Origin of the sequence: Salinarchaeum sp. IM2453, from assembly GCF_019693215.1 — an archaeon.
Taxonomy (GTDB): domain Archaea; phylum Halobacteriota; class Halobacteria; order Halobacteriales; family Salinarchaeaceae; genus IM2453.
Genome location: NZ_CP081183.1, coordinates 86,299 through 101,406, shown reverse-complemented (window position 1 = coordinate 101,406; position 15,108 = coordinate 86,299). Strand labels below are relative to the sequence as shown.

Genomic DNA, 15,108 nt, shown 5'->3' with positions numbered 1-15,108 from the left:
TCCGCCTTCAGGCGGAGGAGGATGTCAATCGGTGACGATGCAACTAAAAATCCGCTTTGACTATATGTGCATATGGACGAATATGAGGAGACTGTAGTACTTCGATTGAGCCATCGTCCCGGACGAGATGAGCGGATGACAACCCACGTTGCTCTGACGGCTCGGGCTTTGGGAGCAGATAGAGTAATTCTCCCTGATAAGGCATCAGATGCAGCTCAGACGGCAACGGACGTAACTAATCGGTTTGGGGGTCCATTCGAGATAGAGCAAACTGATGAGTTACTCGGCCGATTACGTCGCTGGGATGGGAGTATTGCACATCTAACTATGTACGGAGAGCCAGTACAGTCTGTTGAAGAAGATATCCAGGAATCAATACAGGAAGACCCGTTGATGATCGTAGTTGGTGCTGGGAAAGTCCCGTTTGAAGTGTACGAGCAAGCTGACTGGAATATTGGCGTAACAAACCAACCACATTCTGAAATTGCTGCCTTAGCAGTATTCCTTGACCGACTTTTCGATGGTGATGAGCTAGATCGGTCCTGGGAAAGTGCTGAAAAGAAAGTTATTCCCAAAAAAACTGGAAAAAAAGTTGAAGACGTCATAGACGACAATTGAACCATCAAGTGCTTCGATGCTTTTAACCGGTCTGGAAGCCACATTCCGATATGGCTTTTGAGGAACTTCTGGAGGATCCTGTAATTCAAAAGTACCTGCATGAGTTGGTTGGACCGCAGGGAATGCAAGTTGCTGCTGCTCCGCCGGACGGAGAAGTAACCGACGAAGAACTTGCTCAGCAACTTGATATGGAATTGAACGATGTTCGCCGCGCCCTTTTTATTCTCTATGAGAATGATCTCGCATCATACCGCCGACTTCGGGATGAAGACTCTGGATGGCTAACATATCTCTGGACATTTGAATATGAGAAGATTCCACAGAACTTAGAGGAAGAAATGGAGCGTCTTGAACAGGCCCTTGACGAACGCCGTGACTACGAAGTGCAAAATGAATTCTACCTTTGTGAAATCGATTCAATTCGATTTGAATTCGACGAGGCAATGGAATTTGGCTTTGAGTGCCCGGAATGTGGATCGCCACTTGAGCCGATGGACAACGAACAGCTGATTAGCGCCATTGATGAGCGCATCTCCGAACTGCGAAATGAGCTAAACATATCTAAGGATACAGATAACTGATGGTCGTTATTGCAACAAAAATCTACGTTGAAGGACAGGCACAGACACGTGCAATGCAATCACTAGAGTCGATTGTGAATAACCTCTTTACTGATCTCGATGTCGATGTTGATATTGGACTCCGACATGATTCTTTCCCATCTGTGACTGTCTCTGGCCCAGATGAAGTCGTTGCTCGTAACTTGCTTCGCGATGAATTCGGGGAAATTCCAAGCCAGCTTGAAGAAGGTAACACATATATCGGCACTCTAGAAGAATGGAGCGATACGAGCATTACCCTTGATGCCGGTACCAACGTTGAAATTCCAGCTGATCGGCTAGGACTCGGGCCAGGAAAGCCATCTCAACTTCGGGAACGATTCGGTCTCGTACAACACCTGCCAATGGAGTTTGAATATGGGTCTCCATCTTCTCTTACTGATGCTGAACGTGATCGCCTTTATGAGTGGCAACGTGGAAATGGACGAGTCAATGTAAACAGTGTAACTCGGTCAGAAGCTCGAGCAACAGTTAACCGAGCCGGACATGCGAATGATATTATCACGGTTGAACGACTCGGCTTGCTCGAACAAAGTATTATTTGCACTGAAGATACCGATCCGCCAGGATTAATTGCGGCGATTGGTGAATATTTACCAGCTGAACTTCGCGCTGTCGTTCCTTGAGATAGGACTATGAACCGACGAATTATCCTTACGCTCGCTGCGGTTGGCTTTATTGCTCTTACAGCTGGATGCTTAGGGTCGTCTGTCGATGACGAGGCGTTTGCTGAAGAAAAAGAGTATGACTGGAATGTCTCCGATAATGTTGATGCTGATTTGACGCTCGAAGAAGGCGGATGGATTGGAAGCAGCAGGTTTGAGGCTGTATATCGGATTGATGGCACTTCTGAGGTCGAACTATATCGAGAATCGTTTACTCGAGATAGCCCTCTTTCTGTCGAAGCATTGCAATTCAAAACTACATCAGGTGATGTTTATACATACGCCGATAATCCTGATCAGTTTGAGTATGAAGAAAGTGGTGGCCGGTTACATATTATGTTACCAGAAGAAGACGGTAAACTTGCGTTTACCGCAACCCGATCTGACGGACAGTTGAGTCTTCCTGCGTATGTAGAGGGAACATATCATGTTGAACTCCCAGAAGGTTACCGGGTTGGAGACTTCCTCCTCAGTAGTGTCTCACCAAGCCAATCTGATGAAACAATTGATGAAGCGAATGACACAATGAGCCTGCACATTGAGGAAGTTGATAGCTCTCTTTCACTGCGATTTTATACACCCCGAACCCAGATGCTTTTCTGGAGTACGATTGCTGTCTTAGGGGTCACTGCCATTGGTGGATTCTTCTACTTTAAGCGACGAATACGACAGATTACTGAATGGCGCCGAGAGCAAGGACTAGATGTAGAAACTGATGACGAGGATCAAGGCCCGCCAAAGAAGTAATACACATTTCCCTTGTTGGATACAACCGAAGTTTGGAAATAGCTACAACACATACAATAGTATCAGTTGGTATTCCACACATGAGCACAGTCACGCTAATTGGAACACGGCTCGCTGAATCTGGGCAAGAATTTGTATATCGCGGCAGCAGTCCGTCGTGTGATGGTTGTCCGTATCAAAATCAGTGCTTGAACCTTGATGAAGATATCAAGTACCGCGTGGTCGATACTCGTGATAACGCCCAAACACTAGAGTGTCAGGTCCATGACCAGGGGGTTCGAGCCGTTGAAGTTGAACCTGCACCGATTCGCGCAAATATATATGCAAAAAATGCATATGCAGGCAGCCGTGTTCAACTTCCTGGCTCGTGTCCATACACTGAGTGTCCAAGTCATCAGTACTGCGAGCCAGAAGCAGGATCATTTGACCGTGACTATAAAATCAGCGAGATTATCGGAGATCCACCACATGAAGACTGTCGTATTGATCGTGACTTAACACTTGCACTACTGCCATCTGACGAGTAATCACATCGTTATTGATTTTGTCCGTTGCGCAGAGAACCCAATGATGTCATTGTATCCCTCTGAGGACATCAAAACTGGATAAAATGGACGCTCAGCCACCAATGGCTTTCCACCAGCCGTTGCATAGGTCTCTCCTTTCTTTACCCGCCTGAAGTTATCTGCTTGAATTGTATAGTCTATACCTGGGTCTTTTGGGATTGGCTGTTCCATATCAAACATTGGTACCTTGTTTGCACTTTCCTCGAGTACTCGTGGCCCCGTCTTGATTGCTGTTGTCGGATCTAACAGTGTCTGTCTGTCGATTACTTGTGGCTCTTCGACGACATTCATGGCGTGTAAAAATGCCCAAATTATCTGCCTTGCATTTTCTACTGCCTGCCTTGACTGCTGTAAGCCTGTTTCAACCTCAATTACATCTCCCATTCGCAGTAGACAACCATTAATAAAATCGCCCGGACGAACAGCTGCGGTGACTGGTAGCTCTGGTACAATTTCCCGTGCTAATCTATGCGACTCTGAGACAAGTGCAAAAGCTTCTGTATATGACTGTGTAGAATGAAGTGAAAGGACTGTTGTGTCCTTTATTTCGCTGAGTAATCTTGCTGCCAGCTGTTTTTCATGTGATTGTGCGTGTCGACTTCCGGGAAAAACTCTGTTCAGGTCATTATCAATATACCGCGTATTATGTGATAATGCCCGTTCATTAGCAATAATGAATTTAGTTGGCCTACTAAATGAGACATCTGCATGAAGTACGTGCTTTATCGCTTGCACACCGCATGGCTCATCTCCGTGGATACCACCAATAATAGCAACCTCTGGAGAACCATCGCCTACCGTATGAATTCGCATCGGTACGTAGTAATATCTTCAACTCACAAATCATATTCGAAACAATTCTAAATCTATCAACTGACTTCAAAATCCCATTTTAACTGTTTGATATCAAAATAGCATTTTCCACCATGCTATGCCCACTCCGATCACCGCTCCACTAACAACCATTATCCCCGTATAATATGCTGCCCCAATGTGTGGTCCATATTGAACTGAGTACATTGCAGCAGCAGCAATTACTGTCATTCCTGTGGCAACCGCCATCCCGTTAGCAACTGACCGATGAGACCATCCATCGTTTTGGATGGTTTGGTACTGCCTATATGTTGCTAATACTGCCCCAAGAGCACCCATCGATAATCCCACTGCGAGATCAATAGTGACTGTATGACTCCCATTTACTATTAATCCAGTAAGAGGGGCAACAACAGGAAGTGCCCCAGCCAATACTGCTCCTCCATTCCAGAGTGCATATATCACTGATACTATGAATGTCATCAGAATGCTGATTAAGATTACTACGGTTGTCACAGAATCCGTGAGTTCGGAGACGGTTGCTGTGTTAATAATTTCAATCCGTTGTAAGATCGATGCAGTTATGACAAGAATTCCTACTACAACAACCACCGCTATTCCCGCCTTTGTCTTCTTTCGATCGATCCCAAATAATGAGTGATCAATATTTACCCAGTTCATTTTGATCGTCTGATCACCGTTGCATATCCATTATGATCGCTTTGTTCATTCCCAAGATACAACTCATCCTCGCCACACGCCCAGCCGTCTGAGATAAAAAGTTGCTCAACAACTGATTTTCCATCGCTATAGGAAGCAATTCCATGCGTTGGCTGTGGGGCAGTATCTAGGTGTGCCTGTATGGATAATGTTCCATCTGTTGCAAAACAGCGTACATGGTACCGGCCCACCTGTCCAAAAAATGATTCTGCTCCAGTCCACTGCTGTAATCTGTATTCTTCGGCCGATCGGTCCCAGCCATACCGTCGATATTCTGCTGGATATGCCACCCATCCTGCATCCCGAAACACATCAATTACAGTTTCTTGTGTAGCATCTTCCAGTGGAAATACTAGATTAATTGGCGCTGTTGCTCGAAAACCATCAGACTCATTGGCGTATTGCCAAATTGTATATGGGATTTCGTCTCTATCTACCTCGTTATTTTGTTCAGTGTTATTGTTCTGCCCTGATTCCGGTGTTGGAATATCTGGGGAGGACAAAAATGCTCCAGCTATTCCCGAGATTCCGACAGATGCTGCGCCTCTTGCTAATATCTGACGACGTGTTAAAAAATCCCCGTCAGAGGCCATATTATATAGTGATCCCCGACAGCATATAGCTTATTTGTCTTAAGTCAAGAAGAGATCATTTTTACAGAAAAATCAGACAAAATGCCTTACTGACTGATCGTGAACTACCCCTGCCTACTCGCCGCCGTTGGCGGCTCCTTGAGGCAGGGGCTTCCTGGTTCAACGACGCGCTTTGGAGACACATCATCGGATGGTTCCTCAGTCTCCCCAGGGAGCGCAGTCTCTGCAGGCGTTGATTCGGCCATGCCCTGACCTACTGTCATCGTCTGTGCTTCCACTCCAAGTTGCTCCAGCCCCAGACGCTTGATTTCGAGCGCGGCATTGTAGTCCCTGTCAGCTTCGAACCCACACGCCGGGCAGGAATGCTCACGTACCCATAACGGTTTGTCTGTCTCACACCCACATTGTGAACAGCGTTTCGTCGTGCCTTCTGGCGGCACTTCAATCACGTGACACCCGTTTTTCTCCCCATGACGTTTGAATGCCTGAATCGTTTCCCGCCACGACATCGATGCAATGTTCCGACTGTTCCCACCATCTTCTGTCATCGCTTTCACGTCTAGGTCTTCGAGAAACACTGCGTCATACCGAGTGGTGTATTCATGGGCGAGTTTCTCCCGGTAGTCTTCACGACGGTTCTGCAACCGGTCGTATGCCTGAGCGAGTTTCCGCCGAGCTGTCTTCCAGTTGTTCGAGTCGTATGTTTTTCGGGAGAGATTGCGGTGTCGGCGTTCGATTCGGTCACGGGCACGCTGTTCGTCAAGTGATTCGAACGACCGACCGTCCGAGTCGTGAATGAACGTCGTGATGCCGAGATCAATCCCAACTGTATCTGCCGGGTCAATCTTCTCGACAGGTGGTTTGTCCGGGTATTCCGGGTCGTAATCAACGACAATGCTGACGGACCAGTCATCGGTTTTCTCTTTTTTCAGGATGACTTGTGTAATCTCGCCGTCGTCGGGGAGTGGGCGGTGGTAGTTGAGATGGAAGTCACCAATTTTGGAGAAGTTCACAATCGCATGACCAGCCCGGTCCGTGTTATGATTCACGTCAAAACCGGACTGGTTGTACACGATGCTGCGGAACTCTCGCGGTGGTTTCCATTTCAACCGTCCAACGTCGTACCCTCGGTCTTGGAGTGATTCAAGCACTGTTTCGCTTTGTTTGATGCGCCGGATCGCCATTTGCAGGCACTTGGAATACACATCCTTCCACTCTGGCCACCGCTGTTTCCATCCGTCAGGGCCGGTGAGTTTGTTCTGCATTGCCGTGTACGACGGGTTGTCGGAGTCGGGACGTGGCCGATATTCTTGTGTGAGCGCGTGATTGTATACTTCCCGACACGTTTGAATATCGGCCCATGCAGCAGTAGCTGTCTCGGCGTCTTCCGGCGTTGCAGCGTACTTGAACGTCTCCTCAACCACTGCTAATCTGTTGGGTTGCCTGTCACTTGAACATTCGGGAAAAGGAGCGAACGGCTGTATCCCCGCCCTACTCGCTCCCTTCGGTCGCTCCTTGAGGACGGGGACGTAGCCTGTAAAAGTTAAAACGCCCCATATCGTTTAATATTCCTGACGGAATGACTCAATCAATTTTGTCATCTCCTGCTGCCAGTCATTAACCATCTCTTGCATCTCATCTGCTACTGTATCTGTATCGGATTGCGAATATACGTATCGGTATCCGCCATCGGATCCAGTTTGTTGCTGTCGGGTCACGAACCCAGCATCGCTTAACCGTTGTGCCGACCGATATGCTGTTGACCGATCTCGATCAACTTGTTCCCCAATCTCCTCCGCTGTAAGTGGTCTATCTGTATTGGCAACAGTACCATATACTTCTTTATCAAGACCGTTTAGACCATGAAAACAATCCAGTACTTCTTCACATGATTGAGTCTGCTCAAGAAATTCCTTAACAGAATCTGCCATATCAGTATGTCACTCCCGAACATTTTTGAGTATAGTTACCTCTCGAAATACTGCCGATGTCAATGACACAGTTGGAGAGGTAACCCACTCCCTTCAGGGACGGATCTGAGCGAGAGACATGAAGACGCAATCCGCCGTACGCTACCTTCGCCGTGATTCCTCCGAAGTCAAGCGACCGAAGAGGGGTCCACAAACCGGAGTACCTGCGAGGAGAATTTTGCTTCAGATTCAGAATCGGCCTAAATCACCAATCGAGGAATCCCTCGGCCTTCGGCCATGGATGTCAAATACAGGGATCGTGAGCAGAAGTGTTAGGTATGTTGCTGAATTAATGATCGAAGTTGTTCTTCTGACTGAATTCCGACCATCGTTTCAACTTCCTCACCGCCTGAATAGAGCTTAAGAGTTGGCACACCCTGCACTCCGTGCTGGTGGGCCATTTGCTGCTGGTCATCAACGTCAATTTTAGCAACAGTTACAGGCGTATCCTGAGCCAGTACCTCAAGTGTCGGTTCAATCATCTTACACGGTCCACACCAGTCAGCATAAAAATCAACTAAAACAAGATTGTGTTCTTCAATGACCGAATCGAAATGTGATGATCCGGTAATGTGAATTGGCTCGTCTGCTGATGATTGCGTTGAATCAGTCGACATATACTATAAATATACATCTGTAGTAATTTATAGTTTTGGGAAAAAAGTACAATATTAGACTGTACGTCGGTTCGGAAAAATCACGAAATCCTTTCGATACTGAGGCGTGTTGCTTAGGTGAAATTATGCGGTACAAGCTGACTTCTCCGGGGATTGACTCGAGATGGATTCATAGGATGTGTATGGATTGTATCTCACTGAAGCCTTAAATACAGTTTACAATTTCGTTGGAACTTTGTCGCTAGAATACAGGCTTTCGGGTGTTTTGAACTACTGTGCACGGGGGTTGTTAACGCTCAGATTTTCACCTCTGTTGCTGCTCAAGCGGGACTTGGATTGCCTCACTACTGGGCTGAAGTTTTCGTTGCTGAAGAATCTCGAATGCGCGAATTAGATCTGTTCGAGTAAGCAGCCCGACAACTTCGTTACGGTCGTTCGTGACCAACAATCGACCGACTGATTGTCGAGATAGTTCCGTAAATGCCTCCATCGCACTTTCATCTGCACTAATTGTCTTCAGATCTTGTGTCATAACATCTGCGACGCGCTTTTTTTGTCTTTCATCAGGGCTCACCTCCTTGAAATCGCTCATAGTAACGATACCTACAACTCGGTTCCCTTCAACAACCGGATATCCAGAGTGTCGGTGGTTCATTACCGTATTCAGGAATTCATCAAGTGGAAGCTCCGGCGACACTGTTTGGAATCGGTCCTTTGGTGTCATCACCTCTTTAACCCTCACATCTTCAAACACTGACGCAATCACAGTGTGCCGTCCCTCAGCCGATCCAGCCATATAGATGAAAAACGCAATAATCACAAGAAAGATATTAAATGTGAGCAGGCCAAGCAATCCTAGTGCGACAGCAAAAATTTTCCCGATACGCACAGCTCGTTCTGTTGCTTTAGTAAACGAACTTGATCTTGTAAGTATTGATCTAAGGACTCTTCCTCCGTCAAGCGGAAATGCGGGAATCATATTGAACACCGCTAAGAAAACATTCAGTACTGCTAAATATCCAAGCACAAACAAAACGGAGTCGAAACTCTCTGGGATGAGTAGCACGCCAATGTAACAAACAATTCCAACCGCAACGCTTACAACTGGTCCAGCAATCGCAATCAAAAATTCGTGTGACCACTGACGTGGTTGTTCGGTAAACTGGGCAAGGCCACCAAGAAGCCATAGTGTAATTGAGTCGATCTCATATCCATATCGCATTGCAACCAGCGAGTGACCAAGTTCGTGTAGAAAAACCCCAACGAACAACCCAAGAGCAGCCGCTAATCCAAGTATCCACGGAAGCAGACCTCCAGACAGAGCATCTGTGTCAATTGTTGGACCAATTACTCCGTCAAGAAGCTCTACGATCTGATCGATTTGTGCCCCGATAACCGCCGTAAAAAATGGAAGCACTATCAGAAGTGAGATATCTAGTTTCAGTGGAATACCAAATAATGTACCTACCCGATAACTTCTGAACATATTTTAACATGTGTATCGATCCTTATAAACGCTGACGCCGTATCTATGTCAATCTCTGTATCTTCCGGCGATGGTTGAGACTGACCGATAAGAGTTAAACGCTAGAGGTGGAATTATTCTGATATGGACATTGCCGACATTGTGTCGAGCGACTATGAATCGCTCACGCCGGATACAGAAGTGTCGAAACTTGTTGGAGTCTTTGAAGAGCAGTCAGTACGAGGCGTTGCTGTGGAGTCAGATGAAGGGTTTGAGGGAGTTGTTACCCGTCGACAACTCGCAACTACCCAGCATCAACCCGACCAGAAGCTTGCGTCAATTGTTCGTAACGTTCCACAGCTTGCACCAGATGAGGAAATTCGCAAGGTAGCGCAATTGATGATTGATAGTGATTCGCATTTTCTCCCTGTAATCGAGGGAGACGAAATGGTTGGGGCAGTTACGTCAGATGCAATCTTAGAGCACGTTCAGTCATATCTTGATGCAGTAACTGTCGAAGATGCATACACTGAGGAATTAGTCAGTGTAGAACCTGATACAAAGTTCTCAAAAGCATTGAATGTACTCCGTGAAAATCGGATTACACACCTTCCTGTTGTCGAGAACAACTCACCGGTCGGTATCCTCAGCCTTTACGATATTACGGATGTTACTGTTCGATCAACATCTCAGAGCCAAGGTGGAGATCCAGGCGGCACGGATCCACATGGCGGTGAGATTTCGAGCAGCGCTGCTCGATCTCGCCGTGGCGGATACGGCGCACGTGAAGGTGAAAGTCAGCGGATTCTAGATCTTCCCGTCCGTGATATGATGATTTCTCCAGTACGAACAGCGACGCTAAATGAAACACTTGATGCACCAACTAAGCGAATGCTCGAATCCAAAAGCGCATCGCTTGTTGTCGTTGACAGCAACGAGAACCCGGTCGGGATTTTAACAACAACCGACGTTCTTGACTCCCTGACATGGGAGGCCGGAGGCAACCGTGGTGTGCAGGTGTATGGGACCGAGTATCTGGACCAGATCGACTATGACTGGGTCGTCAATATGGTCGATCAGTTTGATGAGCGCGATGGAGGCATGAGTGTGTTAGATGCAAAGATTCACCTTCACAAGCACGATGAAAAACGCCGGGGGACCCCACTAATTCTTGCTCGAATGCGTCTATATACTGATCGAGGGTTATTCATGGCTTCTGGAGAAGGCTTCGGTGCCAAACAGGCACTAAACGAAGCACGCGACGTAATGGAGCGACGACTGCGTGATCACAAGACACACGGTCAGAGCAAGAAACCACCAAGTGAAGAACACTGGGAAAAACGGTTCGGGTGGTTGCTTGAGTCAAGTGACCGATAGCAGAAAATAACTATACTTTTAGCACTAAAGCAGTCAAAGCGGTGTAAATCGGTGTACCTCACGGACGTGTTCAAGAAGCTCTTCTGTAGATTCAAATGTTTCTCCACATTCGCATCGATGCCGTGAGGTCGTAGGTGTCGACTGCTTTGTCGACATACTTGTTATATTATTCTGCAAATATATAATTGTTTTTCATTATCTTTATCTCTGCGTTGACGTCACACGATTTGTGCGGTCCAAGGTGAATCGCTTTCCGGTGATAACCCGTTCCAGCCAACTGCCTCGGTGACAAGTGATTCGAGATCCCCTTTTGTATCGTCATCACGGAAGACGCAGTTTTCCGTACAATCCAAATGCACTCTGCCTGCTATCGTTGTAGAGCGGAAGAGATGTTTACAAAGTGTTCGCGATCAATTTTTATACTCTAACGGTGCGGTGAGGGCGCTATGTCTCCTCCTGCAAGGCCCCGGAAAATGGTTGCAAGTAAGGGAAGGCAGTTCACAGGTTGTGAAGTATCTCGGGGTCAAGCCGCAAGGCACTTGGCTTGGTTCTCTGTAGAGGCGGATGGCCTGACACAGTTGACAACAATAGATATCAACCGAACATTATGTCCTTACTCGTCATTACTTCTCCGAATAACCAGTCAGCATGATCAAGCGCATACTCTTTATGATCTTCTTCGATGTATCCAATTGCATCACTAATCAACACCGGGCGGTAATCCCTTAGCCCAGCTGCCCCAGCGCTGTGTAGGACACAGACATTTGCCAGCGTCCCACAGAATACAAGCGTATTAATTCCTCTGGCTGATAGCCACCCATCCAGCTCTGTCTGATAGAACGCATTGTATGTGTGTTTTTCAACGACATGGTCTTCTTCACCTACTGGAAGCTCATTGACTAATTCCGCCTCCCATGATCCTTCCACAACGTGTTCTCCCCACCGGTCAAACTCATCATAATAATGTGCGTCTTCGAACTGTTCAGGAGGGTGCACATCCCTCGTGTAAATCACTTGTGTGCCCGCGTCTTTAGCCTTCGATACCAGTTCCGTAACTGGTTCGATCACGTTCTCGCTTTCTGGCGCATATAGGCTGCCATCTGGATGACAAAATCCATTTTGCATGTCAACCACGATAATTGCTGTCTTATCACTTTCGAGGGACATATCCGTTATACTGGCTGCTTCCAAATTGCTCTGTCGCTACACATGATCTTCCATGAGATGGCTGTTCAAATAACAGACTGGCTGCTCAATGTGGTTTGAGAACTGTAATTTTGAATTTACAATACCCGATCCCCGGTGAGAATATCGCCTTGCAACCGCTGTAATATCGTCTACGACTTTGGCATCAATCCCCGTGTTACTCGGTCTGGTCATCTCGTGGACAACTCAGAATCGCGCTCTCACAACTCTTGGATGCTCCCATTTGGTTCTCGCTCTCTAAATATTTGCCCATCAAATAGAATAACGCGCGCTGAATCGCTGTTCCACTCGTTCGGCGGTAGACCTGCTTTTCGACATGTTCGGTCAAGATACTCTCTTGGACTCCAATCGTGCTCAACCGGAACTGTAGGGTACAACCATCCTCTTCCTTTCTCACTCTCTATGGCAACACCATGCGTACCAATCTGTAGATCTTCTACAGGGTCTTCAGCTTGAATACGCTCATTAACTGTGTACAATGAGATTGTAATACTATCGAGTTCTGTTGTCGTGACTTCTGACCCACATGAGTCATCACTTGCTGCTCGAATTGCCTCATCAACAATTACGTGCCCTAGTCGCTCATCGATACCGTACCTACCGGCGCATCCACGTAAACTTCCTCGTCCTCGTGTTGACTCAAGTCGCACAAATGCCCCTGTTTTGGCGTAAAATGCATCACGCATACTTCCGGGATGCTCCCGTTTCCCGTTCTGTACAAAGGATTCGACTGCCTCACGTGCCAATTTTACCGCTTGAGCGCCATCTTCATATGTCAATGTCGCCCCCGTGGCTTTAGCCATAGCCACATCAATGGGAGAATCATCCTTCAACTTGGCGATGTGGTTCCCCGTCTCAATACCAGATATCACATGCATACCAGTATTTTGAATTATTTTTGATTGTAGTTACAACATTTATGAATATCTGGGTGAATGTTTCAGGATTACAGCGGTTGCGAGGTGAACGCCCACCAGATTTAGCCGTGTGGAAGAGATCAAGGATCACGCTTCGGCGGCGGGAGGACCTCAGAACCAACACCGATAATTACTTTGGCAACGTATTATTGCATGGAGAGAAAGCATGGCTTCCGCGGGTATCACTCGATACGCGTGAGGAAAGTCCCCCCACCGCCAAGCGGGTGGCCAGGCACAAGCCTGGGGCAGGAGACTGCCGGCTCTGGAACAGAAACGACACGTCTTCCCGTAACCAATGAGGCTTGCGAACGACTCCGAAAGGATCAGGAGCTAACCAGCCGAGGATAGATCAGGAAGGATCGATGGAACGGCGAAACCCCACTGGTGCAAGTCGGCGCCAAAAAGGTAGCTTGGCAGTGGTGCCGACGCTTAGCTAAATGCCAAAAACAGAAGGGGGCTTACTCTTCTCACCATTGTTATTTACTTTTAGAGCCACATAGATACATTAAGATATACTGTATGGAATTCTATGCCACAGGATCATTAGATACAGCAATTGATGCCTTTTCAGCGGTCGTTTCACATTCTGAGAGTAATGTAGAGTTTGGGAATATTAATGAATCTCCTGAGAATGTGATCGGTGTTGTAGCTGGTGCTGTTGATGACGATATCTTTTCCCAGGCAAATGCAAAATTTGACCAGTGGATCGCGATTCAGGAAAGTGGTATTGCTGGTGCTAATGTTGGAGATGTTCACGGATCAATCGCCGGGTTTACACCAGCAACCGGCTGCTATCAATGTTTAACTGACCGTATTTCAGATTCGCAGGACAACTCTGATCGTTCGACTCATACTGGTGGTTCATTCCTATTGGGCGCACTGGCTGCTGTTACAGTGCTTAATGCTCCTTCGCAGGTGTTTGGACATATTATCGAATATCCTCAGCGTCGTCGTCGATTTACCCCTTCTCCGGCGTGCGGTTGTCTTTCTCCACCAAGCGGAGAATTTGAACTGACATACCAAGATGTTACACTTGAGGAAGCACTTAATCGAGCTGAGTTAGCTGTTGATGATCGTGTCGGTATTATTACTAATGTCGGAGAAGTTGAGTCATTTCCAGCTCCGTATTACCTTTCGACACTGAGTAATCCTGAACGATTTACATCTCGTAACATTCCAGCACAGGCTGCCGGTGTTGCAATTGACTGGAATGAGGCATATATGAAGGCAACTGGTGAAGCACTTGAGCGGCATGCTGCAGCAACTTATCAAGCAGAAGATCTACACACAGATACACCATCGGAGCTTGAACGATGCGTTCCACCAGCCGCTTTCGCAAGTGCATCTGACGACGCGCCTGACCAACATTCTGATACAGCCATACGATGGCGCCGTGGTATTAATCTACATAACGAGAATCAAGTCTGGATACCAGCAGAAGCCGTGTATTTTCCCCCACCAGAAATTCGGTATCTTTATCCAATTACCACTGGACTCGGTGTAGGAACTTCTCTGACACAAGCAGTTGTTTCTGGTCTTACCGAAGTTATCGAGCGAGATGCAACGATGATTGATTGGTATGCAAGTGGGTCTCCTCATAGACTTGAAATTGAGGATAGTACGTTCAATACGCTTGCCCGACGTGCCCGTGCAGAGGGATTAGAAGTTACACCACTTCGAGTCCGACATGATAGTGATATCCCAGTGGTCAGTACTGCAGTATACCGGGATGATTGGCCGCGTTTTGCTATCGGTGCTGACGCCGCCAGTACATATACTGACGCAGCAATTGGATCTCTCTCTGAAGCACTCCAGAACTGGATGGAACTTCGATCGGCCGGAAAAGAAAAAGCAGCAACACTAAGCGGAAAGATTGGCCATTACAGTAATCATCCGGACACGATATCTGAATACGTTGGCCCTGATCAGTCTATATCTGCCCGAAATCCGGAGCATGATCCACAGAACATGGGGCTTCAATTCCTGCTTGACCAAATCTCTAGCCTTGGACTGACAGCCTATGCTTCCCGTATTACGACCGTTGATCTTGATTCGCTTAGCTTCGAAGCGGTTCGTGTTGTTGTTCCAGCGGCTCAACCACTCTTTATGAACACCGAACAATTTAGCGAGCGAATTACTACGGTTCCAAATACATTTGGGGCTTCTTTTATGCCAGATCACCCTCACCATCCATATCCCTAAACTAGAGGATCG

Annotated in this window: 17 protein-coding genes and 1 other RNA gene; 8 read left to right on the top strand and 10 right to left on the bottom strand. The window is 47.2% G+C overall.

The annotated features are described in order from the left end of the window. Positions 1-72 precede the first annotated feature (72 nt). The 5 genes from K0C01_RS00485 to K0C01_RS00465 all read left to right on the top strand — a co-directional run bounded on the left by K0C01_RS00485 (position 73) and on the right by K0C01_RS00465 (position 3,177). A complete protein-coding gene (locus K0C01_RS00485) occupies positions 73-618 on the top strand; it encodes a tRNA (cytidine(56)-2'-O)-methyltransferase (RefSeq protein ID WP_221170130.1) in 546 nt (181 codons plus the stop codon). 50 nt (positions 619-668) lie between these two features. Beyond that, positions 669-1,199, top strand: coding sequence for a transcription factor E (tfe, locus tag K0C01_RS00480; protein WP_221170129.1), 531 nt, complete (start codon positions 669-671; stop codon positions 1,197-1,199). Further along, on the top strand, positions 1,199-1,864 hold the full coding sequence (locus tag K0C01_RS00475; RefSeq protein ID WP_221170128.1) for a DUF2110 family protein: 666 nt from the start codon (positions 1,199-1,201) through the stop codon (positions 1,862-1,864). Before tfe ends, K0C01_RS00475 begins: the two co-directional genes overlap by 1 nt. Before the next feature lie 9 nt (positions 1,865-1,873). Continuing rightward, entirely contained in the window at positions 1,874-2,650 is a 777-nt protein-coding gene (locus K0C01_RS00470; protein ID WP_221170127.1) for a DUF5803 family protein, read from the top strand. Positions 2,651-2,730: 80 nt separating this feature from the next. Then, positions 2,731-3,177: a UPF0179 family protein gene (locus K0C01_RS00465; RefSeq protein ID WP_221170126.1), complete on the top strand. Its 447-nt coding sequence runs from the start codon at positions 2,731-2,733 to the stop codon at positions 3,175-3,177. On the opposite strand, the gene K0C01_RS00460 is transcribed toward K0C01_RS00465, so the two are convergent. The 7 genes from K0C01_RS00460 to K0C01_RS00430 form a co-directional block, all read right to left on the bottom strand. Continuing rightward, positions 3,178-4,029, bottom strand: a complete 852-nt coding sequence (locus K0C01_RS00460) for a M14 family metallopeptidase (RefSeq protein ID WP_221170125.1) — start codon at positions 4,027-4,029, stop codon at positions 3,178-3,180. It lies immediately after the preceding gene. Positions 4,030-4,122: 93 nt separating this feature from the next. Beyond that, positions 4,123-4,710, bottom strand: a complete 588-nt coding sequence (locus tag K0C01_RS00455; RefSeq protein WP_221170124.1) for a hypothetical protein — start codon at positions 4,708-4,710, stop codon at positions 4,123-4,125. Continuing rightward, on the bottom strand, positions 4,707-5,342 hold the full coding sequence (locus K0C01_RS00450) for a hypothetical protein (RefSeq protein ID WP_221170123.1): 636 nt from the start codon (positions 5,340-5,342) through the stop codon (positions 4,707-4,709). The genes K0C01_RS00455 and K0C01_RS00450 overlap by 4 nt, the downstream gene beginning before the upstream one ends. Before the next feature lie 104 nt (positions 5,343-5,446). Continuing rightward, complete coding sequence (locus K0C01_RS00445; protein ID WP_255568323.1) at positions 5,447-6,766, bottom strand: RNA-guided endonuclease InsQ/TnpB family protein; 1,320 nt, start codon at positions 6,764-6,766, stop codon at positions 5,447-5,449. 138 nt (positions 6,767-6,904) lie between these two features. Continuing rightward, positions 6,905-7,273: a helix-turn-helix domain-containing protein gene (locus K0C01_RS00440; protein WP_221170122.1), complete on the bottom strand. Its 369-nt coding sequence runs from the start codon at positions 7,271-7,273 to the stop codon at positions 6,905-6,907. 311 nt (positions 7,274-7,584) lie between these two features. Further along, on the bottom strand, positions 7,585-7,929 hold the full coding sequence (gene trxA, locus K0C01_RS00435; protein WP_221170121.1) for a thioredoxin: 345 nt from the start codon (positions 7,927-7,929) through the stop codon (positions 7,585-7,587). 304 nt (positions 7,930-8,233) lie between these two features. Beyond that, the gene (locus K0C01_RS00430; protein WP_221170120.1) at positions 8,234-9,415 is read right to left on the bottom strand and encodes a site-2 protease family protein; all 1,182 of its coding nucleotides are present in this window, start codon (positions 9,413-9,415) and stop codon (positions 8,234-8,236) included. A gap of 123 nt (positions 9,416-9,538) precedes the next feature. Here K0C01_RS00430 and K0C01_RS00425 point away from each other — a divergent pair, with 123 nt between their 5' ends. Further along, positions 9,539-10,771, top strand: coding sequence for a CBS domain-containing protein (locus K0C01_RS00425; protein WP_221170119.1), 1,233 nt, complete (start codon positions 9,539-9,541; stop codon positions 10,769-10,771). A 33-nt stretch (positions 10,772-10,804) separates the two neighbouring features. Here the strand turns inward: K0C01_RS00425 and K0C01_RS12615 are convergent, their stop codons facing one another. From K0C01_RS12615 to K0C01_RS00415, 3 genes are all read right to left on the bottom strand, one after another. Beyond that, entirely contained in the window at positions 10,805-10,927 is a 123-nt protein-coding gene (locus K0C01_RS12615) for a hypothetical protein (protein WP_255568322.1), read from the bottom strand. Between the two features lie 438 nt (positions 10,928-11,365). Then, on the bottom strand, positions 11,366-11,938 hold the full coding sequence (locus K0C01_RS00420; protein WP_221170118.1) for a cysteine hydrolase family protein: 573 nt from the start codon (positions 11,936-11,938) through the stop codon (positions 11,366-11,368). Positions 11,939-12,177: 239 nt separating this feature from the next. Further along, positions 12,178-12,780, bottom strand: coding sequence for a TIGR00296 family protein (locus tag K0C01_RS00415; RefSeq protein WP_221170117.1), 603 nt, complete (start codon positions 12,778-12,780; stop codon positions 12,178-12,180). 268 nt (positions 12,781-13,048) lie between these two features. On the opposite strand from K0C01_RS00415, the gene rnpB reads away from it, so the two are divergent. Continuing rightward, an RNA gene (rnpB, locus tag K0C01_RS00410) (RNase P RNA component) lies at positions 13,049-13,367 on the top strand. A gap of 46 nt (positions 13,368-13,413) precedes the next feature. Then, positions 13,414-15,096, top strand: a complete 1,683-nt coding sequence (locus K0C01_RS00405) for a YcaO-like family protein (protein WP_221170116.1) — start codon at positions 13,414-13,416, stop codon at positions 15,094-15,096. Positions 15,097-15,108: the final 12 nt, after the last annotated feature.